At 59.5% G+C, this 24,417-nt stretch carries 27 protein-coding genes and 1 pseudogene; 15 read left to right on the top strand and 13 right to left on the bottom strand.

Annotated elements, in window-relative coordinates; genetic code table 11:
• Window positions 1–304: 304 nt before the first annotated feature.
• Complete coding sequence (locus SIDU_RS02155) at window positions 305–937, top strand: tyrosine-type recombinase/integrase (RefSeq protein ID WP_039979716.1); 633 nt, start codon at window positions 305–307, stop codon at window positions 935–937.
• A gap of 221 nt (window positions 938–1,158) precedes the next feature.
• Here SIDU_RS02155 and SIDU_RS02160 read toward each other — a convergent pair whose 3' ends face one another.
• On the bottom strand, window positions 1,159–2,055 hold the full coding sequence (locus SIDU_RS02160) for a LysR family transcriptional regulator ArgP (RefSeq protein WP_007683869.1): 897 nt from the start codon (window positions 2,053–2,055) through the stop codon (window positions 1,159–1,161).
• Window positions 2,056–2,127: 72 nt separating this feature from the next.
• On the opposite strand from SIDU_RS02160, the gene SIDU_RS02165 reads away from it, so the two are divergent.
• The 4 genes from SIDU_RS02165 to SIDU_RS02180 all read left to right on the top strand — a co-directional run bounded on the left by SIDU_RS02165 (window position 2,128) and on the right by SIDU_RS02180 (window position 4,764).
• Window positions 2,128–2,748: a LysE/ArgO family amino acid transporter gene (locus tag SIDU_RS02165; RefSeq protein ID WP_007683871.1), complete on the top strand. Its 621-nt coding sequence runs from the start codon at window positions 2,128–2,130 to the stop codon at window positions 2,746–2,748.
• Between the two features lie 161 nt (window positions 2,749–2,909).
• Window positions 2,910–3,230, top strand: coding sequence for a DMT family transporter (locus SIDU_RS02170; RefSeq protein ID WP_007683873.1), 321 nt, complete (start codon window positions 2,910–2,912; stop codon window positions 3,228–3,230).
• Window position 3,231: 1 nt separating this feature from the next.
• The gene (locus SIDU_RS02175) at window positions 3,232–3,849 is read left to right on the top strand and encodes a LysE family translocator (RefSeq protein WP_039979689.1); all 618 of its coding nucleotides are present in this window, start codon (window positions 3,232–3,234) and stop codon (window positions 3,847–3,849) included.
• 18 nt (window positions 3,850–3,867) lie between these two features.
• Complete coding sequence (locus SIDU_RS02180) at window positions 3,868–4,764, top strand: dihydrodipicolinate synthase family protein (protein ID WP_007683875.1); 897 nt, start codon at window positions 3,868–3,870, stop codon at window positions 4,762–4,764.
• 392 nt (window positions 4,765–5,156) lie between these two features.
• Here SIDU_RS02180 and SIDU_RS02185 read toward each other — a convergent pair whose 3' ends face one another.
• Together SIDU_RS02185 and SIDU_RS02190 are read right to left on the bottom strand one after the other, a co-directional pair.
• Window positions 5,157–5,744: a response regulator transcription factor gene (locus SIDU_RS02185; RefSeq protein WP_007683876.1), complete on the bottom strand. Its 588-nt coding sequence runs from the start codon at window positions 5,742–5,744 to the stop codon at window positions 5,157–5,159.
• Window positions 5,741–7,357, bottom strand: coding sequence for an MASE1 domain-containing protein (locus tag SIDU_RS02190; protein WP_007683877.1), 1,617 nt, complete (start codon window positions 7,355–7,357; stop codon window positions 5,741–5,743). The genes SIDU_RS02185 and SIDU_RS02190 overlap by 4 nt, the downstream gene beginning before the upstream one ends.
• Before the next feature lie 268 nt (window positions 7,358–7,625).
• Between SIDU_RS02190 and SIDU_RS02195 the strand changes: the two genes are divergently transcribed.
• From SIDU_RS02195 to SIDU_RS02225, 7 genes are all read left to right on the top strand, one after another.
• The gene (locus SIDU_RS02195) at window positions 7,626–8,147 is read left to right on the top strand and encodes a TPR end-of-group domain-containing protein (protein ID WP_007683878.1); all 522 of its coding nucleotides are present in this window, start codon (window positions 7,626–7,628) and stop codon (window positions 8,145–8,147) included.
• A 45-nt stretch (window positions 8,148–8,192) separates the two neighbouring features.
• Window positions 8,193–9,728 carry a hypothetical protein gene (locus SIDU_RS02200; protein ID WP_007683879.1) on the top strand — a complete coding sequence of 512 codons (1,536 nt, stop codon included), beginning with the start codon at window positions 8,193–8,195 and terminating at the stop codon, window positions 9,726–9,728.
• Between the two features lie 191 nt (window positions 9,729–9,919).
• Window positions 9,920–11,797, top strand: a complete 1,878-nt coding sequence (locus SIDU_RS02205; protein WP_007683880.1) for a hypothetical protein — start codon at window positions 9,920–9,922, stop codon at window positions 11,795–11,797.
• 1 nt (window position 11,798) lies between these two features.
• Complete coding sequence (locus SIDU_RS02210; RefSeq protein WP_007683881.1) at window positions 11,799–12,482, top strand: hypothetical protein; 684 nt, start codon at window positions 11,799–11,801, stop codon at window positions 12,480–12,482.
• 303 nt (window positions 12,483–12,785) lie between these two features.
• Window positions 12,786–13,673, top strand: a complete 888-nt coding sequence (locus SIDU_RS02215) for a hypothetical protein (RefSeq protein ID WP_039979692.1) — start codon at window positions 12,786–12,788, stop codon at window positions 13,671–13,673.
• Between the two features lie 586 nt (window positions 13,674–14,259).
• A complete protein-coding gene (locus SIDU_RS02220; RefSeq protein ID WP_039979694.1) occupies window positions 14,260–14,904 on the top strand; it encodes an outer membrane protein in 645 nt (214 codons plus the stop codon).
• Window positions 14,905–15,184: 280 nt separating this feature from the next.
• Window positions 15,185–15,385, top strand: a complete 201-nt coding sequence (locus SIDU_RS02225; RefSeq protein WP_007683886.1) for a DUF5818 domain-containing protein — start codon at window positions 15,185–15,187, stop codon at window positions 15,383–15,385.
• 3 nt (window positions 15,386–15,388) lie between these two features.
• Here the strand turns inward: SIDU_RS02225 and SIDU_RS02230 are convergent, their stop codons facing one another.
• From SIDU_RS02230 to SIDU_RS02255, 6 genes are all read right to left on the bottom strand, one after another.
• The gene (locus tag SIDU_RS02230; protein ID WP_007683888.1) at window positions 15,389–16,153 is read right to left on the bottom strand and encodes a hypothetical protein; all 765 of its coding nucleotides are present in this window, start codon (window positions 16,151–16,153) and stop codon (window positions 15,389–15,391) included.
• Between the two features lie 159 nt (window positions 16,154–16,312).
• Window positions 16,313–16,798 (bottom strand): thermonuclease family protein, encoded by a 486-nt coding sequence (locus SIDU_RS02235; RefSeq protein ID WP_115288585.1) that lies wholly within the window; start codon window positions 16,796–16,798, stop codon window positions 16,313–16,315.
• 35 nt (window positions 16,799–16,833) lie between these two features.
• Window positions 16,834–17,433 carry an SOS response-associated peptidase gene (locus SIDU_RS02240; RefSeq protein ID WP_007683893.1) on the bottom strand — a complete coding sequence of 200 codons (600 nt, stop codon included), beginning with the start codon at window positions 17,431–17,433 and terminating at the stop codon, window positions 16,834–16,836.
• Between the two features lie 8 nt (window positions 17,434–17,441).
• Window positions 17,442–17,804 carry a hypothetical protein gene (locus SIDU_RS02245; RefSeq protein WP_007683894.1) on the bottom strand — a complete coding sequence of 121 codons (363 nt, stop codon included), beginning with the start codon at window positions 17,802–17,804 and terminating at the stop codon, window positions 17,442–17,444.
• A 4-nt stretch (window positions 17,805–17,808) separates the two neighbouring features.
• Window positions 17,809–18,132 (bottom strand): hypothetical protein, encoded by a 324-nt coding sequence (locus tag SIDU_RS02250; RefSeq protein ID WP_007683896.1) that lies wholly within the window; start codon window positions 18,130–18,132, stop codon window positions 17,809–17,811.
• Window positions 18,133–18,135: 3 nt separating this feature from the next.
• The gene (locus SIDU_RS02255; RefSeq protein ID WP_007683897.1) at window positions 18,136–18,327 is read right to left on the bottom strand and encodes a hypothetical protein; all 192 of its coding nucleotides are present in this window, start codon (window positions 18,325–18,327) and stop codon (window positions 18,136–18,138) included.
• 212 nt (window positions 18,328–18,539) lie between these two features.
• On the opposite strand from SIDU_RS02255, the gene SIDU_RS02260 reads away from it, so the two are divergent.
• Window positions 18,540–18,737, top strand: a complete 198-nt coding sequence (locus tag SIDU_RS02260; protein WP_007683899.1) for a hypothetical protein — start codon at window positions 18,540–18,542, stop codon at window positions 18,735–18,737.
• 845 nt (window positions 18,738–19,582) lie between these two features.
• On the opposite strand, the gene SIDU_RS02265 is transcribed toward SIDU_RS02260, so the two are convergent.
• Genes SIDU_RS02265 through SIDU_RS02275 form a run of 3 tightly spaced genes read right to left on the bottom strand, consistent with a single transcriptional unit; the run spans window position 19,583 to window position 21,927 of the window.
• The gene (locus tag SIDU_RS02265; protein WP_007683901.1) at window positions 19,583–19,891 is read right to left on the bottom strand and encodes an alkylphosphonate utilization protein; all 309 of its coding nucleotides are present in this window, start codon (window positions 19,889–19,891) and stop codon (window positions 19,583–19,585) included.
• A 22-nt stretch (window positions 19,892–19,913) separates the two neighbouring features.
• A complete protein-coding gene (locus tag SIDU_RS02270) occupies window positions 19,914–21,620 on the bottom strand; it encodes a SulP family inorganic anion transporter (protein WP_007683903.1) in 1,707 nt (568 codons plus the stop codon).
• Window positions 21,610–21,927 (bottom strand): helix-turn-helix domain-containing protein, encoded by a 318-nt coding sequence (locus SIDU_RS02275; RefSeq protein ID WP_007683905.1) that lies wholly within the window; start codon window positions 21,925–21,927, stop codon window positions 21,610–21,612. The genes SIDU_RS02270 and SIDU_RS02275 overlap by 11 nt, the downstream gene beginning before the upstream one ends.
• Window positions 21,928–22,108: 181 nt before the next feature.
• Here SIDU_RS02275 and SIDU_RS02280 point away from each other — a divergent pair, with 181 nt between their 5' ends.
• Window positions 22,109–22,288: a hypothetical protein gene (locus tag SIDU_RS02280; protein ID WP_039979697.1), complete on the top strand. Its 180-nt coding sequence runs from the start codon at window positions 22,109–22,111 to the stop codon at window positions 22,286–22,288.
• A 115-nt stretch (window positions 22,289–22,403) separates the two neighbouring features.
• Here SIDU_RS02280 and SIDU_RS02285 read toward each other — a convergent pair whose 3' ends face one another.
• A complete protein-coding gene (locus SIDU_RS02285) occupies window positions 22,404–23,405 on the bottom strand; it encodes an IS30 family transposase (protein ID WP_007683908.1) in 1,002 nt (333 codons plus the stop codon).
• Between the two features lie 65 nt (window positions 23,406–23,470).
• Between SIDU_RS02285 and SIDU_RS19940 the strand changes: the two are divergent.
• Window positions 23,471–24,100, top strand: a pseudogene (locus SIDU_RS19940) (IS5 family transposase); the annotation flags it as partial.
• Between the last annotated feature and the right edge of the window lie 317 nt (window positions 24,101–24,417).

Genomic DNA, 24,417 nt, shown 5'->3' on the forward strand with positions numbered 1-24,417 from the left:
ATCATCAGTTGGCACACACTACCGCAGAATGACTGCATCGTCCCGCCTCTTCGCACGCGGCATGCGAGACAACCAGACAGCCCATAATGGCGGTTCTCGGGGTCAGCGGCTAGCCCGAGCATTATCAGCATGCGGCACTCTGCCGATCATCCCTTTGATCACTCCGAACGGCAGTTTCCGCCGCGAGCGGACGTTCGCGAGGGCGGCGCTGAGCGACCGACTCTTGGTCGCAGATGCCTCCCGCCATCTCTCGCTGACCGTGAAACGTTCTTCAGATGGCCACTCTGGCCATCGGAGAATGATCATGGAAATGCTTGAAACCGAACCCACCGCCGTCAAGCGCCCGGTCTGGAATGCGGGAAGAACTGTCGGCGCGAAGCGTGCCCTGAAGCGAAAGCAAATTTGGGAAATCCGGTTCTACCTCAATCAGCGCCGCCGATTGCGAGATCGAGCGCTGTTCGATCTCGCAATCGACAGTAAGCTGCGCGGCTGCGACCTCGTTCAGGTGAAGATCGGCGACCTGGTTAGTGGCGGGCAGATCCGAACCCGTGCAATCGTCATGCAGCAGAAGACAGGTCGGCCCGTTCAATTCGAGCTGCTCCCCGATGCTCGTGCCAGTCTGTTGGCGTGGCTCGATCGGCGAGGCGGAACGGTGGACGATTACGTGTTTCCTAGCCGAGTTGATCACAGCAACCATCTGAGCACCCGCCAGTATGCCAGACTCGTGGATGAATGGGTGACTGGGGTAGGTCTGATGCGCAGCGAGTATGGCACGCACTCACTTCGCCGAACGAAGGCGTCGATCATCTACAGGGCGACCGGCAACCTTCGCGCCGTCCAGATCCTTCTCGGTCACAGCAAGATCGAGAACACGGTGCGCTATCTCGGGATTGACGTGGAGGACGCGCTTGCCCTTGCTGAGAACACTGAGATCTGAGTCTATTGGCCCCTCGCCTCGGCGAGGGGCTATCCTCTCTGCGCTTGGGACAAAACGGTCAGTACGGAAGCAACTTCTGAACGACCGCATGCGACAAATCCTGCCGTCCACGTTTCCCGATCAACAAAGCGGGATCAACTCGCCGGGTTCAGCCGCGCCCGTGATTGCGCGTAGCGATACGCCGCTTGATTTCAATGATCTGAATCAGGGCGACAATCTCATCAGGCCTGAAACAACCGCGCCTTCGCAGTGCTGCGCACGGCATCGGTGAATGTTCGAAGCGCGGATGCGTGTAATCGTGTGACGGTCCAGTACAATGTTACGTTCAGGGGCGTGGCTGGTGTCAGTTCGATGAGCCGGCCGTCTGCTATTCGAGGCTTCGCTATCATCGCCGGGTGCATGCCCCAAGCCATGCCCGCGAGTCCGAAATTCAGGAAGCCAAAGGTCGATGGCACCCAATGCATTGGCGCATCGAGTTCGATGCCGTGCGTTTCTCTCACCCAACGCGCCTGCAAGCCGTCCCTGCGCTCAAAGCGCAGGCACGGAGCACGGCGCAGGGCTTCTGCGGAAACACCGTTCGGAAAGTGGCGCTGTGCGAACTCCGGGCTGCAACAAGCCAGATATTGCAGGCTGCCCAGTTCGATCGTTTTACATCCCTGGACGGTGCCGGGGTCTGCCGAGACAGCGGCAATGACTTCACCGGAGCGAAGCCGGTCCGCCGTGTGCGCCTCGTCCTCGATGATGAACTCCAAGAGATAACCCGTTTCACGGGAGAACTTCGCAGCCGCCTCGGGGAACCATGTGGCAATGCTGTCGGAGTTGACCGCCACTTTCAGCGTGACGGGAGTGTCCAACTGATCCCCCATGAACGACAGTACGGGCGCTAGATCCGCTTCCAGAAGCTGCACCTGATCGAAATGGGCGCAGAGTTTCCGGCCAAGATCGGTAGGCAGGCACGGCTGCCCTCGCACGATAACGATACTGCCCAGTCGTTCCTCAAGCGTGCGGATACGTTGGGACACTGCGGACGGCGTCACACCAAGCCTTTCGGCCGCCCGTTCAAAAGTTCCTTCGCGCACGACGGCCGAAACAGCAGCAAGAGCAGGATAATCAAGCATGGATTAGCTATGCTTCATCGGAGTTAGAAGAACAAGTTTTACTGAATCGTATGAGGTTGGCATACGCCGCCCATGCACAGCATCCTACCCACTTTCTTCACCGGCTTCGCCATGTCGGCGGCTCTGATCATGGCGATTGGAGCGCAGAACCTTTTCGTTCTGCGCCAAGGCCTCAAGCGCGAGCATGTCGGCCCCGTCGTTCTGTTCTGCGGGTGTGCTGACGCGTTACTGATTGCTGCGGGCGTCGGGGGCGTTGGTGCGCTGCTAGGCGCTATGCCACAACTGACCCTTGCCCTGACCATTGGCGGCGCCGTCTTCCTGACCTGGTACGGCGTTAAGGCCTTTCAGCGAATGATGGCCCCGGAAGCGATGTCTGTCACTGCGCAGGGGCGGATCACCCTTGGCAGCGCGCTGGGCGCGACGGCAGCTTTCACATTTCTCAACCCGCACGTCTATCTAGACACCGTCCTGCTGATGGGCGCTGCTGGCTCCGCTCAGCCGACCGAATTGCGCCCGATCTTTGTAGCAGGCGCAGCGAGTGCCAGCATCAGCTGGTTCGCGGCACTCGGATATGGCGCTCGCATCCTGACGCCGATCTTCTCGCGATCTGCGGCCTGGAAGGTTCTCGATGCCATCGTCGGCGTTGTCATGCTGGCGCTGGCAGCATCTCTCATCGGAAGGAGCATTCTGTGACCCAGCTCACCTCGGGCCATATGCGTCGTACTCACGTCCTGATCTTTTGGAAGAAGCTTTTGGCTGTGTTCGAAGTTTCGGTGAAGCATCATTACGCTGCTCCCTGGAAGGCCGCTGACCATGGACCAACGTCTCCTCATTCGGAAGCGCGAGGATAATTCATGGCGTGGATCATCCTCGGGATAGCCGTCATCACTGAGATCGCGTGGGCGCTGAGCATGAAGTGGGCTGCAACCAACGGCACATGGACTGGTGCTTCGGTCCCGATCATCCTGAATTTCGTCAATATGGGGTTGCTCGCGATCGCAATGCGGACTCTTCCGGCGGGCACTGCTTATGCGATCTGGACCGGACTTGGTGCAGTCGGCGTCGCGATCATGGGAGTGGTCCTGTTCGGCGAACGATTGAACCCCGCGCAGATCGCCTTCATCTCGCTCGTCATCGTTGGTGTGGTCGGCACGAAGCTCTTCGCGACGGCATAGGATGGGAAGCGATCTTTTCCTTGTCTATGGTGCCTATATTCTGGCGGCCGGAAGCCCCGGACCGAGCAATCTGGCGATCATGTCCGCCGCGATGGAGAAAGGTCGAGGATCGGCTATGGCCATGGCTGCCGGTGTAGTGACAGTCTCATTTGCCTGGGGCTTGATTGCGGTATCCGGGCTCGCTGCCTTGCTCCTGCGGTACGGTCAGGCCTTCATAATCCTGAAGGCGATGGGTGGGCTGTACCTGTTGTGGCTTGCCGTTCGCGCTGCGCGATCGGCGATTTCTGCCAGGCAGGGCGTGTCAGCGATAGCCGTAGCCGCGACGAGCAAGTCGACACAGTTCCGTCGCGGGGCACTCATGCACATCGGTAACCCGAAGGCTGTGCTATCGTGGTTGGCGCTCATGTCCCTAGGGGTGGGGCCGAACCCCTCGACAACGCATCTTGCTGCTGCGTTTGGCGGCTGCGTGCTGCTCGGGACGCTCATCTTCTTCGGCTATGCCGTGTTATTCTCCACCGCGCCGATGGCGCATGGCTATGCCCGCAACCGCCGATGGATTGAAGGAGTGCTCGCGCTAACCTTCGCAGGTGCAGGTCTGCGCCTGTTGCTTTCCCGCTAGTCAGATGGACCTTCATTCATGACAATCTTCTCAGGCCTGTCCGCATTTCCGCCTACACCGGCGGACGAAGATGGCATCGTCAATACGGATGCCCTCGCAGCCCTTGTCGATCGCCTCGTCACTTCGGGCGTGGACTCTATCAGCGTCCTCGGGAGCACCGGCACATACGCCTATCTGGACCGGGGCCAACGGAACCGAGCCGTCGCCGCGGCCATTGAGGCTGTTGGAGGACGCGTGCCAGTTGTCGTCGGTGTCGGCGCCCTACGCACCAGCTGGGCGCGGGAACTCGCGGCGGCGGCGGAGCGCGCCGGAGCCAATGGTCTTCTGCTCGCGCCGATGTCCTACGCGAAGCTATCGGATCGAGAGGTGAGCGATCACTTCAAAGCGGTTGCCGGATCGACCGGGCTGCCTCTCTGTATCTACAACAATCCGGGCACGACGAATTTCGAATTCTCCCATGATCTGATTGTTGAGCTTTCCCATGTTGCGGGGATCGCGGCTGTGAAGATGCCGCCGCTGGACAATGAAGGGTATGCAACGGAGATCGACCAGCTTCGGGAACGCGCACCTGATAACTTCAGGATCGGCTACAGTGGCGACTGGTGCGCAGCGCCGGCGTTTCTGGCGGGCGCTGATGCCTGGCACAGTGTCGTGGCCGGCGTACTGCCGAAGCCGGCAGTTCACCTGACGCGGGCGGCCATGGCTGGTGATGTTGAGGAGACGTCCAGATTGCAAGCAATGTGCGCGCCGATGTGGAAGTTGTTCGAGACGTATGGGAGCCTGCGCACCATCTATGGGATCGCGGAACTTATCGGCCTTGACGTTGGGATCGCACCACTGCCTGTTCAGGGTTTTACTGGAAGTGACCAGCTTCCTGGCCTGTCAGAAGCCTTGGAACGAATGGTGGCTGACTGACTGCAGTTCGAACTGCGTGACGATTTTTTCCGCCAATGGCGGGTTTTGGCGAAAGTGGGCGTTCACCGCCAGTTTGCGGAATGACGTGAGTTGGTCGGATGCCGCCGGAAGGTCCTGGCGGGACCTGCCATCTAGGCTTGCCAGGTGAACGCCAATTTTGGTCATTGACGATCGGCCCCAGCACTGGATCTTTGTCGGACCCGTTAATAAAGGTCCCGACGAGGCGCGCGATATCGTCTTCCTTGATTCCGGTCGTCATGACGCTGCCGTTCGGCTTTGTAGAATTGGGTTCAGGGATAGCATGAGTTCGTCTTCCAGCAGCGGCGTTTTAATGAGAATGGCGTTCAAGTCCGCGGCCGAAACCCGAAGCGTGCGGTTGGGTCCATGAAAACTCAGTCCAGCGATGCGAGGGCGATCAGTTGGGCCAACCCGTTGGCGCCCGTCTTGGACATGATCGACGCCCGGTGATCCTCAACCGTTTTAGGGCTGAGCTCCAGCATGGCAGCGATGACCTTGTTGCTATGACCCTGCACGAGCAGGTCGAACACTTCTCTTTCGCGCGGAGACAATGTGGCGGTGCGGGCGAGCTGCTGTCTTTTCCGGACCGACCAATCCACACCTTCACTGACCGCGGCAAGCAGCCGCGCTTCATCAAGCGGCTTCTCAAGGTAATCAATCCCTCCATGGCGACGCACCGAATCGACGGCATTTGCGGTCGTCGGCCATGCCGTCATGAAAATGATCGCGACTGCCGGATCTATGACTCGGACCCGGTCGGCAAAGCCGAAGCCGTCGAGATCATCCATCATCACGTCGGTGACGATGCAGGCTGCAGGCGCCGGTGCATAAATATCGAGAAGCCGGACCGGGTCCAGGAAAGACTGCGCGCTAAAGCCATGCCGACAGAGCAACCGCGCCACGGTGGCGCCCAGATCGGCGTCATCATCCACCACGTAGACCTTGGGATCGTCTGCGTTCATGCATCGTCTCCGGCAAGCGGCAGGATGATTGAAGCGTGGGCCACGCCGTCATGAACCTTCGCCTTTTCCAAATGCCCGCCATGCGCTTCCACTATGGCCTGCGCAACCAGAGCGCCGACCCCCATGCCTGCCTTGGCGCGATGGCTGGTTCCAACGCGGTTCGTGACCATGATCCGCACATTTTTTCCTTCCTTCTCGCCGGTCAGTTCGACCTGTCCGTCATTCGCCGCGTGGATGGCATTGCGCAGGAGGTTCATCAGCGCCTGGCTCAGTTCCACCTCCTGCGCAAACACGACAAGATCGGGATTGATCGGGCCGATCTTGAGCAACGCACCCTGATCTCTGGCTTCCGGAGTTGCAATTGCGGCCACGCTTTCGATCAGCGCCGAAACCGGCAGCGCGCTCGGCTCGTCCACCGCCGCCCCGCCGAACCGTCGCAGGCGGCGCACAAGGTTGGATAATGTCGCGGCCTTGCGATCCACCAGTGCAGCGCTCCGCATGATTTCGTCATCGGCCCCGTCCGTGATTTCGTGAAGATGTTTCGCCTCGATCGCCAAGGTCGATAGCGGCTGGCTGATCTCATGGATAACTGCCACCGACATCGCACGCAGGGTCTTCAGTCGCTCGGCCTGGAAGAGCAGCCGGTCGCGCCGCTCGATGTCCGTGCGTGCCTGCTTCTGTGCATCGCAGTAGCTGCCGGCAAGGTAGCCGACCACCACGACGGTGGCGAGGTCAAGGTGTAGGTTCAGCCGATCAGTCGTGCTGAACGCGCCTGCTGTCTCTGGCAGAATAAGGATGCTGACGATTGTCAATGCGATCCAGACAGGGAATCGACCAAAACGCAAGCCTATCCACGCCACCGCCAGGATGAGAGGCATTGGCTGGGACCCCAGTCCAATTCGGTTGAGCAGCCAGGTCGTGGCTATCCCGCCTGCCAGGAGGAGCGCAACCTCCAGCGTTGAGCTCGCGCGAATTACGCATTCGCGGAGAGCCGCAAACATGCCCTTTGGCCGACGGTTGATCGTCTCTGCCACCCAGAGGAGCGGCGGCGCGATGATCAGCACGCCCAGCAGATCGCCGACAGCAAAAGCCGTGAGCGAGATCATGACATCCTGAATACTTTCAACGGCCGTCCTGTCAGGCCGCAAGAGCGCTTCAGGCAAGGCGCTGAACGCTGCGATCCCAGGTGCCGCAACGGCAGCAAGACTGAAGGGCATCGGAGGGGCCATCACGCCCGCTCTTCTGCCGCTGGAAAGCCAGCGAATGAGGGCTACCACGCCGCCATAGGCTAGGACCGGCCGCAATATGCCCCATAGCGTCATCGCCAAGTCGGGGGAGGTAATGGAGAACCGGTCCATTGCCAAATTGACCAGTATTTCCACGGCCACGATGGCTGGCGTAAGCCTTGGCCCGGCATGCCACAGCAAGGCTAGACGGAGGCCCGCGGCGGGGAACCAGACTGAGTAAAAGCCCTTTCCACCCCAGTACGCCGCCAACCCCAGCGTAAACCAGAAGCCGAAGCCATAAGCCAGCAATAGCAAAAGGTCGGCCGGCTTTCGTGCCATTGGCACCCGCCCGCCCATATATTGTGTCTGGCCTAATGGCATCATCATGCGGTTGCCTTGCCGAGTTCGTTGAAATTCGTGAAGCAGGGAAATTCCCCGAGTGTAAGGGCGGCGTAGTTAGTCGGTCTGACTAGGAGCTGCGGGACTTGACCTTGTTCTTCAAGCGATGAGGATCATTCCATTAATGTAACATTTACTTCGTGGTCCCACATACGCCTAAATTATCAGGGAAAAATCCGGATAGCACATCGAGGATGATGAGGGCTTAAGGCTAGCTGACCGTCAGGGGGACGGTCATACAGGGGGTGAACCGTAGATGCTGTTTAACAAGACGGCGGCGCTGTGTCTGGGCGCCGTGATGATGCTGGGCGGTTGTAGCGAAAACGCCAAAGTTGATGACAATGCCGCGACCCAAGCTGACGCAGCCGCTGATCCGAAATCGGCAATCCGTTCGGCTATCGTAGCCCGAAATTTTGGCGATGCCGCTCGCCGGGCAAAGGAATTAACGGAAACCTCGCCTGGCGATGCGGAGGCATGGCTGTTGCTGGCGCGAGCCGAAGCGCTTTCCGACAATGAAGGCGCTGCGCTTGATGCGCTAAACCGCGCAGTAAGCGCGGGGCTTGCTGAACCCAACCGGGTACTGGCCGACCCAGCATTCGACGCCATCCGCGATGACGACCGTTTTGCCGCTATCGAAGAGCGCGCCAATCCTTCGACGCTTACCACCCGGGCCCGTCCAGTGGCTTCACCCGTTGTGAAGAAGCGTGAACAGCCCGAGGTCGAGATTTCCGACGACTACATCCGCGCTGGAGACGTGGTCATCAAAGGCGACCTCTGACAATTCCCTCCTGACACCATAGCTCGTTCTCGAAAGGATTATTCCATGCGCGACATCTCGCGTTTGCTGCTCGGCGCGTGCGCCGGGTTGGCCTTCTTCACGCCTGCCGCACTTGCGGAGATTGCCAGCGGCGAAGGCCGCGCGCCGATCGGCAAGGACATCGAATCGGTGCGCACGGTGGCGGAAAGCGAAGCGCGTCGCGCGATTGTCACGGAGATGTTGCTACGAACGATCGGTAGAGAGCGCATTGCAGAAGTGGACCAGGAGCAGATTGCTTCTATCGGTGGCCAGATTGGCAGCGAAATGATCGTGACGCGGGAGCCGCGACGCGAAGGCAATATTTTCATCATGAAATTGACCGCCGACATTGACGGCGCGTGGTTTGCAAAGCGGCTGGCCGATCAGGGCATCCATAGCAACTCGCGCCGCGCGTCTGGAAATCAGCAGCGGATCATGGTGATGATTGATCCGAAGACCGGGCCAGGCCGGGATTTTAGTAAGCCCGCAGAGGTGACTGTCGAATATGATCGGCAGACCGGTGGCTCCTTCAGCGACAAATCCATTGTTGCCGCTTCTGAAAAAGATCGCTCAGCGTCAACTGATCGCAGTGCCGGAGCCTATCGCGGGTCCGCAGCGAGCGCGATTGGAGTGAGCAACGGCTATGGCTCGGCGGCTGGTCGCGCGCGTAGCAATGTCGCCAGCGGCTATTCCAACAGCAGCGCGTCCGCGAGCAGTCATTCGGCCGCCTTTATCGACAAGACGAACGTGCAAGCCGAAGTGCATGACAATGAGCGGTTTCGTTCGCATGTTGTCTATCAGCGGCCGGCCCAAACCAGCGGCTCGCGCGCGGCGCTAACCGACTTTACCAGCCATCTAACAAATTATGGCGTGGCGGTTGCAAGCGCCGATATCGCGCTCACCCGCTTTTATGGGGGCGCTATTCCATCCTTTGAATCGCTGCGCCAGCGCCCAGATTATGAGCAGTTTTTGCAATCAATCAGCCGGGATAAAGCGCCCTTCTTCATGGGGGGCACCATCACCGTCAACCAATTGGGCGCGGCCCCAAGCGGGGGAGTCAAGTGTAGCGGTGAGCTAGAAGCCAGCGCCTACTCGACGGCTGACAGTCAGATAATTGGTTCTGGAAAAGCATCTGGCACTGCAATCGGGGATGGCTTCGACCACTGCGAGTCCAAGCTGAGCGAGACGCTGGTTCGCAAAGTCGCCGACACAGTCGGTCCCCAGGTGCAAAGTTATTGGCGTGACAAGGCGGAGACGTCGGCAGCAGCAGGGATCGATAGCCGCCAGAGCATGGACTACGCGCTGGTGCTGCGGGCGAGTCGCCTCGACATGGCAATGCAGGCCGACATCCTGGACGCACTGCAGGCGACCAACGGCGTGGAAGCACAGAATTTCGTTTCCCAACAGGGCAATGAGATGCGCTTCACGGTCCGCTATGCCGGTTCCACACCGCTCCAGCTGGCACTGTTTCAGAAGCTGCGCTTCAACCCTGCCTTTGCAGGCATGCAGTCGACCGTGAATGGACGATCCGTCCTGCTGTGCTTGTCGGGATGCGGCCAGTGAGCCAGAAGCGTTCGACGCGCGCACGGGGCTGGTCTGGTTGCGCACTTCTTCTGGCTCCGGCGGCTGCGGGATTGTCGCCGGCCGCTGCCCAGTCGCCATCACTCCATCTCTGGGCTTCTCCGGCGCTTTACGGGCTGGAGGGATCCGCATGCGGACGGGTAGGGGACCGGACGGCGGAGAGCGATACGGCCATGATCGCGCCGGCCCTGTGTGAAACTATCAAGAGAAACCAGGCTGCCATTGCGGAGCGCTTCACGCAACTCATCGCTTTGCGGATGCCGACGGTCGAGGATCGCTTTGGTGCCCATCTTCCGGCAGACGCCACGGCACGGGCGCGGCTTGCCGGGACGGCAGTAGCATCGCTCCGGCTCAGCCGTGCGACGATCTGGCGCGTGCCTAAGGGTGGAACGGTCGAAACACACATGCCGATCACCCTGACGCTTGACATCAGCAACATAGCGACGGGCGAAGTGCTGGCGACGCAAAGCATCTCAGACGATGCGGTGGCCACCTATGCTGATGCGGAGGTCGATGCGCAGGCGGCGGCAAACTTGCCCAGCCATATCGACGCCGTGCTCGTCAGGCTGGTTGAACAGGCCGCAGCTGCTTGGAAGCCTTATCCCATCAGCGCGACCGTGCTGGCGGCGGCTGATGATCAATGGATCATCGACAAAGGGCGGGCTGCTGGTCTGCGCACTGGCGATGTTATCGGAGAGGATGGAAAAGTCCTCTACGCTGGACCTGATTATGCGGTGGTCAAGCCGGTCCTCGCACAATACCGGACCGGGCAGCAACTGACACGCACCGCTACGCAACCGGTCGATATGCTGGCGCGGCCGAGCCTGCTCTCGGTAGTGGCAACGATCCCGCCGGGTTACCCACGCATTTATCTAACCCAAGTTTTTGAAGACGCCTTGGGGAAAGCGGGGCGATTTGCGCCAGTCCCGGTAAATCCCTCGATGATGGACCTTCGCACTCGTGCAATGGGCGATGCGGGGGCCACTTCGGAAGAAAGCCGCAGCCTGCCAGATTATATCACGCGGATCAGCGTTGAGGCGCTCGCGCCTTCTTCCATCCCCAGCAATGTTCCTGGCGTGATGATCGAGCAGCATGAGGCGCATGCCTTTGTGGAGCTCGTCGATCCGTCGGGCCGCGTTCTCAAAAGCTTCCATGCGGCCGACCAAATTGTCGATCAGGTTGCGCGCGGGATCCGCTTCTCTGCCGATCAGCGGCGCGACACCGTGGTCCGCAATGCACTCATCAAGGCGGCCCAGGCCGTGTCCGCCTGGCGCCCATTACCCGCAATGCTGCCGGTCAATCACAACAGCGAGGGCTTTGGCATCACCGATCCGGGCGGTGCGCTCAGCCTTGGCCAGCAGGTTGTCGTGCTCCGTCGCCTTGGGCGGATTGGCCCTGCTGCGGATGTGCGGATACCCGTCGGGCAACTGCGCGTCGATCGGGTGATGGCGGGCCAGGTGCTTGCTGCCAGCGACATCGGCCTCGAGCCACTTCGCTTCAAGACAGGCGACATGGTTATGGCCGATACGGCGGGACAGGTTCTCGGCACGCGCCGCGCTGTGGAGCAGTGCCGTGGTCCCGGAGGGGCTTTGAGCATCGACTGGCGCGGCGATGCTCGCCCCTCATTGTGGCGGATCGGTGCGGGGCCGCTTTTTACCGGCACCTTCGCTGCCCCGACCTTTGTCGCCGATCTGCCGATGGAACTGGCACCCTTCTCCCCTTCCTTCAAGGGATGGGAGAAGCTGGCAGCAGCCCAGCCGCACAAGAACGACTACTGTTTCACGCCGGTTCTGTCGCTGAGCGCGACGGCCGTGGGTCAGCGTCCCCTGGTGGTCGGCTACACGCTGCACAGTGGTGCAACGAAGGTCGGCAGCGGCGGGATGCAGGTGCAGATGACGCCGACTGCAATGGCTCCCGACAGCCCGGCGGAGATGCCGTCTGCCCGTCTAGATCAGGATTTCGCCGCCGTGGCCCTGCCGCTGGCCGTCAAGGCGGCGGCGGCACTCATGCCGCCGGCTGAAGATCAATTCATCACGAATGAGGAGAAATGATATGAACAAGATGAGCATGAAGCTAGCGGCTGCACTGCTGATATGCGCAATGCCAATTGCTGCACAGGCGCAGTTTGGCGGCCTTGGCAAGCTGAAGAGTGGCCTCGGCCTCGGCCTTGGCGGTGGCAGCAGCGGCGAGAGCATCGATACGGAAGCCTTCCTTGGTAACGCCGTTCGTTCAACCAAGAACGTCATGATTTCTGCTGTGGCTCTCAACTATGCGCTGGGCCTCAAGAAGGACAAGGCTGGTGCACAGGCCGAGATTGCCTCGATCACCGGCATGCAGGACATCAAGGAGATCGGCGCGACTAAAACGACTTTCGCCTCGAACCTGAGCGCCATTGCCGACAATGAGCATCTGGCCGATGAGGTCCGCGCCCGCTTCGAAAAAGGATCGGCCGAAGAGCGGAAGATGCTGACCCTAGCTGTGAGCAACCTCGCGATCGGTGTGGCACGTAACATCGTGCTGGCCAAGCAGGCGCCCGAAGCGGTGAAGAGCATCGGGAGCAATCCCCTTATGCTCAAGCGCGTCGGCCAACTGAAGCTTGCCGGTGAACTGGTCGGGCTGCAGGCGAAGGGGCTGAGCGGCATTGCCACGAAGTTGCCTGCGCTGCTCTCTGCCGTGAAGGTCAAGGCACCTGCTACGCCGGAGACTACTGAGCCACAGTCCATCAATATTTTGTAAGCAGCATCGGGAAATAGCGGGATAGGCAGAGAGGGACGCAAGACACCCGAACCTCGACCCTAGGAAGCTGTCTGGTTTCCAGATCTGACCCGGCCACGCGGCCGGGTCATTATTCGGCTGGTCTTTCAGGCGACGAGCTGCCCGCAGCCTCCGATTACTGGCGGGTCATACTGCCAAGCCGTCCTGTTACGAATAAAACGGCCTAAGAATACCGATGTAGTCGTAGAGCCAAGCAGGAGAATGCAGCTTACTTCCCTCCGCCATCCTCGTTGATGTTAATTTCAAACTCTCGGGAGAACAGTTTTGCGCAAGTCGGCCGTGTTTTCAGTCGGTATCCTAAGTTTGGGCGCTATCGGCGGGCTCATTATTTTCTATGAGACAGGTTCAAGCACTTCAAAGCAGGAAGCTGTTTCTGTTAACGATGGGGGCGAAGGTCAAGTGGCGACGCAGCGCGCGGACACCTCAAATGCTGGCTTACACCCTGCCAGTATGGTCGGCAGCTGGGTTGTTAAGGATGAGTTTTGCGCGAGTGGTGCGCCCCTGATCTTCGGTTCCGACGGCAAGTATACGACTGAAGGCGCAACGGGCGCGTGGTCCTTTGGCGGCAATCTTTTGAAGATCAAAGAAGATGGAGCAAAGGGCACTGAAATAGGCAAGGTAGAATTTATATCCCCAAAAGAGTTCTCCGTGAGATGGGAAGACAATCGCAAGGAAAGCTATCGGCTCTGCACTTCCAATGGGCAAGAACCTTGGCATCCTAATGTGAACTTGTCTGGCGACACAAAGCCTGCACCCCAACTGAAGCTTTCGCCGCTCAGCGAAAATGATCTCGCGGATATAGTGGAACGGGGGTTCTCAGGAAAATTCCAGTGCCACATAAAGCAAAGCGGCAAGATCATCGTAGGTTTGGCTGATGACATGGCTTGGGTTAGGATGTCGGATCAGCTGAATGCCTTCACCCATGTAGAAGGCCACGCGATAGGCCCTCGCTACTATCGCATGTCTGTTGGGACGGGAATGCCCGGTGTCGGGCTTTCGGTGAGCCCAACTGACTCTTGGCGCGATTTGGGAACTTATAGCGTCGCCCCCGTCGAAGTCAGGTATAATGCCCTTGGTGACGATGATGGCGCCGGGTCGGCGCTTACCGGCACAATTCAGTGCGATAATAAGGTCTTCCTGACGGAAAGCTGAGACTTGGTCGCACTAGGTGCCGGACTGACACTCGATCACTCAGAGCGAAAGTGAATATCGTCATGTGCGCAGAAGATGGGAAGCCGGACGCTCACCAGACGAGGTACGCCTAGCCTAGCCGAGTTCATAAAGGTCGCGAAGCAGGGAAATTCCTGCTTATCCATCGAGCGTATCAAGCCGGTGCGATCATCGGCCGCATACACCTGCTGCGCCCGGCACCGACCCGCTGCCGATCGATCCGGTGAGCAGCACCGGGAAAAACCCGGATAGGCAAGTCGGGTTGAATCGGCCAGCAAGACCGCGCGACCCGAAGGGAACTTCTATTAGTTTCCTTTACCTGACCCGGCCATCCGGCCGGGTCACTTTTCCGCAGCCGGTGTCCAGCAGCGAGCCGCCTTCGATCTAGAATTTCGGGGGTGCACATCCTGTGAGTCTCGCACGCCGCGTGCAAGCTTACCTGTTGTAATCAAACAACAGTTTTGCCGAAACTATCGCTGTGAGCTTGACCTAATTTGCTTGCTCGACTACCCGCCACATCGGGTCGCAACCGAAACGAAAGATCAACGCGAACCAATTCAGGGGAACTATGAAGAAAATTTCTTTGACGCTTCTGGCGATCGTCGCCGGAGCTACTTCCGCCCATGCAGAAACCTTTTCCGGTCCGTTCATCGGCGCGCAGATCAGCCGCGACGCGTATGAAGTGAAGGCCGAAGGCACCGACATCGGCATCGGCACGCTCGACCTCGACGGTCTGAGCGGCAACGGCATCGGCGGCGGCGTGTATGTCGGCTATGACTATGCCCTGTCGAACAACGTCTTCTTCGGCGTCGAAGCCAATGCCAACTTCTCGGGCGCAAGCATCTCGGCTGAGCTCGATGACGGCACGGACAGCATCAGCGGCAAGGTCAAGGCCCGCGAATCGTTCGGCCTGAGCGCTCGCCTCGGTGCAATGATCGCCGACAGCACCGCTATTTATGCACGCGGCGGCTGGCAGTCGACCAAATTCAAAACCACGGTTTTTGACGGCGTTGACACCTACGGCACGAAGACGATGCAGGACGCGCTGGTTTACGGCGCGGGCCTGGAAACACGCGTCGGCGCGCAGGCGTCGATCCGAGTTGAATATCTGATCGAGGACTATGGCAGCGCTGGCCTCAACCGCGATCTGGACACCAATGGCATCCGCGTGGACAACAACAAGCTCTCGCTGGGTATTTCCTGGCGTTACTGATCGCGTAACCGCATGAACAGGAAGGGGTGTTCTGACGAACGCCCCTTTCTTTCCTTGCGAACGCGACAAGCATTTCCTCAGACTGGCTTCGCTTTTCACAGTCGAGCGGAGACTTTTTTCAATGGGGGCGGCATACTCCGCAGATCGAAACGCCCAGATTAAGGCGTTTGGTCATGTGGTGGGCCTCCGAAAATAGGCCGACATTCGGTCCAGCGGTTCTCTGAGCGAGAAATCACGCTGCGATCCGATTCTTGACCTGAGTATCGGGAGCACAAAGCTCATGCATCGGCCAACCCGTCACGAGCTAGCCGGCATCTTGCTGGAGAATGGTCTTTATCCCATCCTGCGTGTGCCGGACGGTGGAGAATGGCGGTTGGACATCCTGAAGCGGCACAAGCATCTTCTGGGCACGCGGGTCAAAGTGGTCGGCACAAGAGATGGGTTCGATCTGCTCGCCGTGGATCATATCGAACCCGCGTGATGCCTAAGCAGGACTTTCAACGCCGATTTCGCTTCTTATTTGCTCTGCAATCAGTCTGATCGCTTCATTGCTGTTCAGGCTGTGGGGTCCCCCGCTCAGGTGAGGAATTACGGCGACGGGAACCATCCCGTTTGTGGCAACATGTAATCTCTTCGCGTGACCGTTCACCGTGATGGTGTGGACTGTCGGAGTCCCGGTTGTACCGGTGATCTCAAGGAAATCTGCAAGGTGGGTCAGGCCAGTGCCAATGACCAAGCGGGGTCGGCAGCGTTCAATCCAACTTTTCATCACCCGGAAGCGATTTTCCCGCAGCCACGCGCGGTAGTCATCCTTGCGGGTGAAGCCGGTCTTTGCAGCCGAATGTGCGTCCCACTCCCCGACCTTGTTGCAAGGTTCAGGGAAGAGATTTGCTTTGAACCATCCGGTCGAACCGCGCTCGAAAGGACGGGCGCGCTGCGCAAATGCGCGGAAATCCTCCGGATCCCCACCTTCCAACGCGCAGAGCAGCTTGAAAGCATTGCGATTGAAGGGCCATTCAAGTTGTAGTTCGACGGCGTAGGCCTCCAACTTTGCTGCTCGCTGACCTTCCATCTCAGTATCGGCGGCTTCGTCGGCGAGGGACCAGCCAGGTTCGATTCCCAGCAACCAGATTGACCGATTCTCGGGCGAGCCAGGGTCGCCCCCTTCGCACGTCGTGAGAAAGGCAGTTTCGTCCTCAACGCGGTTGCGGAAAGCGGCGGCGGCTGGTGAGAGCGGTGTCACGATCATTGTTCATCCCGTTAATGATTTTGGTGCTGCCCCGACCGAAAACACGATGGCTTTCGGATTGGCGGCGAACACAGGCTTGAGGTCGTCATAAGCGCCTAAGCGTAAAGATGAAGGTTGAGCTGGCAGGCGATTATGCCCATCGGCTGAATTCGCTGACGTTCAGCACCAGGGCTCCCGCCTGCCGCTCCATGTTCGGGCTAGCCCCTCGCTAACCAACACATCACCGAGTGACTGACCGCCCCGTGTCAACACCCGCAATTTTCTCCCATATCGATCGGTATCGCGATCAAGCGTGGCCACAGTGAATGGCCCGGCATTGACCAATTGGTGAAGCCGCCGCGTCGCACGCTCGCCTAACTCTGCTTCTGTTGGGCAGCGTGGCGGGTGCGTTTCTGGCGCATCAATATCGGCAACTCTGATCTTCTCCCCATCAAGCCAGATCGTATCGCCATCCACCACGCAATTGGTGCCGCCGCCGGTATGGCAGAGGGCAAAGGTGCGGGAGACATCATCCCTGGCCTTCGCTCCATCGGGCAGTGAGAGCGAGGCAAGCCCACCGGCTAAGCCGAGGATGGCAAGGCTTGCCAGCATGACAGGCGAACGAGGCGCCTTTTTGCGGCGGCGGAATTTGACAACATTAGACATTGGATGGGATTAGGGCCTTAGCTTCGTTACGTAAATCAAACGTCACCGACGGCCATCAACTGGCTAGGATATGCGCACGCCAGCGATAGCGCATCGTCAAGATCCGCGCGCAGCCAGCGGTCATAGTCTTCCGGGTGAAGGATGACAGGACAGGCCTTGGGGTGGATAGCGCCGACAACATGCGTGGCAGCGTCGCCATCATAGCCACAGGTCAAGAAGGAATAGACCGGCAGGCTTTCCGTGGGTCGCCATATTCCAGCGAAGGCGAAAACCGGTTGGCTGGGCACGCGAAACCAGAAGGGCTTCTTCTTGCCTGTGTCAGGCATTGGCTCGACCGACCATTCCTGGAACTCAGCGACCGGCACCAGACAGCGCCGGGAGGGATTTGCCAAGGCAGACTTCCAGAACGGGCTGGTATAGTTACGCACGTTGGTGACAGGCCGTCCCTGGAATGGAAAGCCCCAACTCATCGCCGACAAAATGCGTTGGGATTCCTGTTCCCGCACGACGTGACCTGGTTTGCCCGGAGCGACATAATCCTTTTCGACCGCGATCTGGTCGGCCGGATCGGGAAGCGCGCCGAACAGACGGGCAAGCTCTTCGGCACTGCTCCGGGCTTTATAAAGATTGCACATGGTCGCTCCTAATTGAGCTTCGTCGGCATCACGCCCAACATATCCAGCAGCTGACTGCCTGTCCTGTCCTCACCATCGTGCAAGATTGCGGCAAATCCGCCGATCAGTTTGCCGAAATGTTCACCCGCCAGGCGAATATCGCGCGGGGTTCGCTTGGTGTCGTCAGCCGTAATCAGCATGGCGATACCCATGGCGAGCGCTTCAGCCAGCATCGGCATCGCGATGGAGGCATGGCCTTCCTTCACTTCGCGCGAACCCATGGCATAGGTTACCGCCTGAAGGGCCACCTGCGCACAGACATGGCGATATTCCCCGGGTGACAGATTGTCGGGAATGTCGAACAGTTCTTCTGGGACAGCTTTGTAGCTCATGATCCTATCCTCTGAAGCGGTTCACCGCGCGTTTCCATTCCCGCTCATCCGGCAGTGGAAAGCAATAGCGCGGCGTCTCCCTGCTTGTTTCGATGACAGCTGGACGCACCTTCCGGCCGTGCCGTTCCATACAGGCCTTGCAGTAGAAGCGTCGCCTGGCGTCCCGGAAGTCATCGCTCCAGCCTTTCCGCTGAAACTTCCACCAAAGCCCGTGAGCGTCAAAAAATTCCTCGCTGCCGCATTGGCAGGCAACCCTCACCGAATAGTGCCAGGCCGCGGCTTCGAAGATGCAAGTCGCCACCTTCAGCCCATCGCGATAGCGGGCCATGAATCACAACAGCGCGCCTTGCTCGACCGGCTGAAAATAGCGGGCAGCGGCGATGGCGTTGCGATAGTGGACGGTTTGAAGGCGCTCAGCCTCATCGAAGGGCACCGGCGTCCATTCCGACGAGGGATATACGGTGTCGTAGATCGCTTTGGCCGCGCTGCGAAGTGGCGCCTGATTGGGGGTCTGCTCTGCCATCGCAGAATCACCTTTCCTACACGAGAACAAATGTGGAACATGCCTCACAAGAAAGGAGTCGGCAATGATGAATATCGATGGCGCGTTCCTGATGGGCGTGGCGGCAATTCTGACGAGCGTGGCGCACTTATGGAGAGCGGCGCGGTCTGGCAGGGCGGAGGAACCTTGGCATGGTTCATGCGCTCCTCGCAGGCAAATTGGAGAGATGACGCATGAGAAATCTGATCGGAACAGCAGTTGGGGCAGCGATCGACCGGCGGGACGGTGACAGCGGCGTGAAGGGCGCGATCATTGGCTATGTGGCATCTGGTGCGTTGAAGACCGCCGCAAAGCTGGGGCTGCTGGCGGCGATCGCTGCTGGAGCCTACCGCTTGGTGCGCAAGTCAGATAAACCGCAGTCCACCTACTGACGCAGTCGCTGTCCGGGTCATTGCGCATTCATGATCGCGACCTAATATTGGATCTGCCGCCTGTTCCCCTCGGGCGGTCCTGAACCTCGGCCTCGTCGTTGAGCTTGCTCCGACGGGGCCATTTTCTTTTCGAGCGACCAAATTGTCTAGGGGTCCTACCGAAAGAAGATCGACTATCATAACGCGGCTCCCCGCTCATAACTGGCTTGCAATACAATCTTCCGATGCGTTGTCTCAGGGAACGAGCATCCACGCGGTGAACGCGCGGGCAATCGTCATCATCAGCGCTGCTCCAGCTCATTCTGTGGTAGACCCATGACTGGCATCCTTATTGCCCAAAGAAAATTCACTGGGTCTCGTTGATGGCCGCCGGAGGCCGGTTCAAACGTCCTGCCGTCCAAGCCAAGGCAGTCCTTCGCTGCGGCTTAGTCAAGGCTAACCGCAACGTCATTCGCGCAGGCGGCAACGTCAGCCAGAAGAAGCACCCGCTTATGACGAATAGCCCGCGCTCTGCGGGATGGATAACGCGCTTCGTGAATGCACGGATTACAACACTTGCAAGCGACGGTTCCAGCGGCTGACCGCGACGCTCGTCGGGTAGGACTAGTTGTCCGGTAAGTCCATGTCTGCGGGACAGGTTTTGGTCAAAGCGGCGGTTCGCGATGTTGTCGCTGAAGGGCGCATGTTGGTCGGGAACTGCCGGATTGCGAGCGTCAGCTATCCCAGCAGCCCCAATCCGAACCAGACTGTCGCCAAGCGGCCAGGATGACGGCCATTCAGAGGTGTGCTTCATAGGTCCAGAAGCCGCCATTGATGTGCCACATGCGAACTCTACCTCGCTCCGTTCAGTGTTTGCGTACAAACTCGGCTCGAAGAACCAGGCCTTTGATGCCCTCGTAGCGACAGTCGATTTCCTGTGCGTCGCCGGTCAGCCTGATCGACTTTATCACAGTGCCTTTGCGCAGCGTTTGTCCGGCGCCCTTTACCTTCAGATCCTTGATCGTGATGACGCTGTCGCCGTCCGCCAGAAGGTTGCCGGCGGAATCATGCACTTCAATCCGGTTTGAGGCATGGTCCTTGGCAGCTGCCTCCGCCGCGGAGATCCACTCGCCCGAAGCTTCGTCATACACATAATCGTCGTTTGTATCGCTCATTTCAAATCCATGGTTCTGGTGGTTAGTTGAGCCGTTGGGCTGCGGAAGTTGGTGCGAGAATGATCGCCCTTGCGAGGCGGAGGGCATCGGGAAAATCATCGCTGAAGATTACGCGCCGATCCGCCGGTCCCAGCGAGACCCGTTTGAGCATCGCCATTGGTTGTGCCTGGACGCCTGAAACTATGATCTGCGTCCCGGCAGAGGCCGCTTGCCGGACGATTTCCTCGATCGCCGTCACGCCGCTCGCATCAAGCAGGGGCACCTGCCGCAGCCGAAGAATGATGATCTTCGGCGTGGGGCCGACCCACCGCAGCGTATCGAGCAATTCATTCGCGACGCCAAAGAAGACCGGTCCATCGACACGAAATACCTCGACACCCGGCGGAAGCGCATCGCGCTGATGGATGTCCTCCCTTTCTTCGGGTGGCGGCGTTCCATTGCCGCTGTCGTTCGCGATCTCCACGGTTCGGCTCATGCGCATCATGAAGAGCAGCGAAGCGAGCGTCACGCCGACGCCAATCGCAACGGTGAGATCGACCAGAACAGTGAGGCCGAAGGTCAGCAGCAACAGGCCGCGATCGCCATTGGGCATTCGGAGCAACTGGATGAAGCGATGATGTTCGCTCATGCCCCACGCCACCACGAACAGGATGGCAGCGAGTGCTGCCAGCGGCACAAATGCCATGAGATCCGAGGCGAACAGGATGAACAGCAACAGGAACAGCGCATGCATCATGCCGGCCACGGGGGTGATGGCGCCCGCCTTGATGTTGGTCGCTGTGCGGGCGATGGCACCCGTCGCTGGCAAGCCACCAAACAATGCGGATGCGATGTTAGCGACGCCCTGGCCGACAAGCTCCTGATTGGATCGATGCCTTGATCCGATCATTCCATCGGCCACGACCGCAGACAGAAGTGCCTCGATTCCCGCCAGAAAGGCAATCGTGAACGCGGAAGGGACGACTGCCTGAAGCTTGGCAAGAGAGAGGTCTGGCAACGAGGGGACAGGAATCCCGGTAGGCAGGTTCGGAAAGCGCGATCCGATCGTTTCCACCGGCAGTCGGAGAAGCGCGGCCATCGCTGCGGTCAATATGACCGCGATCAGGAAGCCTGGCGCCCGTGGCGCCCATTTGCGAAGTACGATGATCAGTGCCAGCGACCCGGCGCCAATCGCGACGCTCAGGATATGAACGCTGCCCAGCGCAGAGAAATACGCCTGCCATTTGGGGATGAAATCTGCAGGCACTCCGCCGTCTATCCTCAGGCCGAGAAAATCCTTCACTTGGCTCGACGCGATAATGACGGCGATACCTGCGGTGAAGCCGATGACTACGGGTTGGGGAATGAAGCGGACGAGACCGCCCAGGCCCGAATATCCAGCAACGATCAGCATCAGCCCAGCCATTAGCGTGGCCAGGAGCAGCCCGTCATAGCCATGCTGTGCAATGACGCCGAAAACGACGACGACGAAGGCGCCTGTCGGCCCGCCGACCTGAACCCGCGAGCCGCCGAGCGCAGAAATCAGGAAGCCGGCTATGACAGCCGTGACAAGTCCCTTGTCAGGCGAAGCGCCACTTGCGATCGCCAGCGCCATGGCAAGGGGAAGGGCGACAATCGCGACCGTCAGCCCGGCAATGCAATCGCGCCGCGTGTGATCGGCCGAATAGCCCTCGCGCAGGACCGTAATCAGCTTTGGCGTGAAGGCGAGAAGTCGCGCGTTACGATCCATCGTCTTCGGCCGTCTGATCGAACAGCACAGAGGGTACGCGCCTGGGTTGCCGCCCGGCCACTGTTTCCTTGAGGCGGACGCCACGTCCTGCGCCGCTGCTCTGGGCATTCTCGCCGATGATCTCGATCCCTGCCGCTTCGAGGGCGCTGATCACCTTCACCAATGTATCAACGACGCTTCGCACCTGCCCATCGGACGCTTCCATGCGCTGGATCGTCGGCAGGGACACGCTCGCCAGAGCGGCGAGCTGGCGCTGGTCGATTCCGAGCAATGCTCGCGCGGCCCGCATCTGCTGAGAGGTGATCATTGACCCTCGAATGATATATTAAACATCAAATTACGCTCTTCAACCGTATATATGCGATGTGGTAGATCAAAGCTAGGCTCTTTAGTCGGCTTCAGGCGGGAGGGGGCGGAACAAGTGACGCCGCGATTTTGTCGCTCGAGAAGATCATCCAGCCCAATGCGGACGCGGATGAGTGGAGGTAATGATGATGATGACGACAGTTGAACCTGAGCATACCGCTGCCGCCTTGCGCGATCTCGTCAGGCGCACCCCGCAATGGGTGCGCGACGACCTGAACGCGACCGACCCCATGCTCCGGGAACGGGCCGAGGACACGCTGGTCGCAATGATCGCTGCACTGGTGGAACGGGGCCCGTCGTGACAGCCCACCGTCCGTCGTATACCTCGGATGGCGGTTTCGATTTGAAGCGCGACATCCATGGGATGCGTAGCATTTCATCCGGGGTGGGGGCGAGCCCCACCCCGGATGGCAAAATTTATCCGGCCTTGAGGAGGGCGATCTGCTCACCCAGGACCTCGTGCGGGGTGCGATAGCCCAGGCACTTGCGGGGTGTGCTGTTGAGGCGATCAGCGACGGCCTGGATCTCTTTGTCCGACAGGAGCGCAATGTCGGTGTTGGAGGGCAGGAAGCGCCGTATTCGGCCATTGCAATTTTCCACGCCGCCTTTCTGCCAGGGCGCTGAGGGAAGACAGAAATAGCTGGTGATGCCGAGCCTGTTTCGCAGTGTCGCAAAGGCGGCAAATTCCGAGCCTCGATCAAAGGTGATGCTGCGCCGGAGGGGAGGGGGCACGTCGCGCAAATGCCGATCGATGCCGGCCATGACACCGGCGGAATGGCGGCTCGGATTTCGCGCGAGGAAGGTGAACCGGCTGCAGCGTTCGACCAGCGAGGTGAGGTTGGTTTTGCCATATTCTCTCCGGAAGATCAGGAGATCACCTTCCCAATGCCCAAAACTGCTGCGATCCGCGATTTCCTGCGGCCGTGCGCCGATCGTATTGGCCACGGGTATATGAAGACCGCGCGGCTTCCGGCCATAACGTTGCCGGCGCGAACGGCGAGCCACAGATAGATGGCGCCACAGCTTCTGTTGCTGTCCATCAGGGCCATAAACATACTGATAAATGGTCTCGTGGCACACCGCCTTGCGAACACCCCGATGACGGCGAAGGTAACCCGCAATCTGCTCTGGCGACCAGGCTGCGGACAAGCGATCAGCGATATAAACCGCCAGTTCCGGCTGGCGAGCTATCTTCCCGCCACGCACGCGGCGTCCGCGCGCCATCGTCTGTGCGACAGTCGGAAAATAGCCGCGAAACATCGGATGCTCGTCCAGGTGTCGGTTGCGCTTGAGCTCGCGATAAATTGTCGACGGATGCCGCCGCAGCGCATCCGCAATTTGCCGCGCTGACCGTCCGGTTGCCACCAATCGATAAATGTCCCGCCGCTCGTCCAAACCCAGATGCTGATAGCCGTTCATCGCGTGCCTTTCTGGAAAGGGGATCAAACCCTTATAAATCCCAGGATTTCGCACTTCGAAATAGAATCCACCGATCTCATCTACGATTGTTCGATAAATATGCTCCGAAGGATTCTGGCCCATACAAGACGTCGTACAACCGCTGGAAAGGGTGGGGTGAGATGCGTGTGTTTGTCTGCATGATGGAAGGGCCGGCTTCTGCGAGTGCGGAGTCCAGGCCTGTCATGATTAATGCACTTACTTGAGGGTGCACCGCACGGCATCGAGCCTGCGGGTTAAAAAGGGGACCCGGGCGGCTGATCGGCCGCACCAAAGGCGGCATCAACACAAAACTTCACGCTGTCACCGTTGCAATCGGACGCCCCTTGAGCTTCTTCATGACCGCTGAGAAGTTCAGCGACTATACCGGCGCTGCGGCTCTCCTGGACGATCTGCCAAAGGCCCATTGCTGCTGGCGACCGCGGCCGTGGCGCCGGCTGGTTCAGGGAGCCTTGCAGGGAAGGGGCATCGAACCCTGCATTCCAGGTCGGGAACCAAGGCCCTAACCCGTCAAATAGCGCGCTACAGACGCGTAGCCGCATCGAGATCATGTTCGGTCGGCTGAAGGACTGGCGTCGCGTCGCCACCGCTAAGGCCGATGCCCGGCGTTCTTCTCCGCCATCGCCCTCCCAGCCACCGTCATCTTCTGGCTCTGATCAACGAGTCCTGACCCCAAGGACGTTCATCGCGACAAGTTCGCGGAGATCGAGCGTTGCGGTGGCGCGGGACGTGTCGGGTATAATGATGATTCCCGGGTGATGGGGTCGCGCAATGTTCTCCGCTTGGGGCCACGTCCAAAGGGAAACAATAGGTTGCGGCGCCCGCTGACGGTCAATTTCAGAGGTTTAGCTAAGGTTGTCAAAACCAATTATCCCGTTGAATCTCGCATTTTGCGGGTCAGATTTAAACAGTCCCAACATCCGGTTTCCTTGTTTTATCGCGATTTCCTGGCCGGCGACCGACTCGTCGCTTG

It is taken from the genome of Sphingobium indicum B90A (assembly GCF_000264945.2).
GTDB classification, from domain to species: Bacteria; Pseudomonadota; Alphaproteobacteria; order Sphingomonadales; family Sphingomonadaceae; genus Sphingobium; species Sphingobium indicum.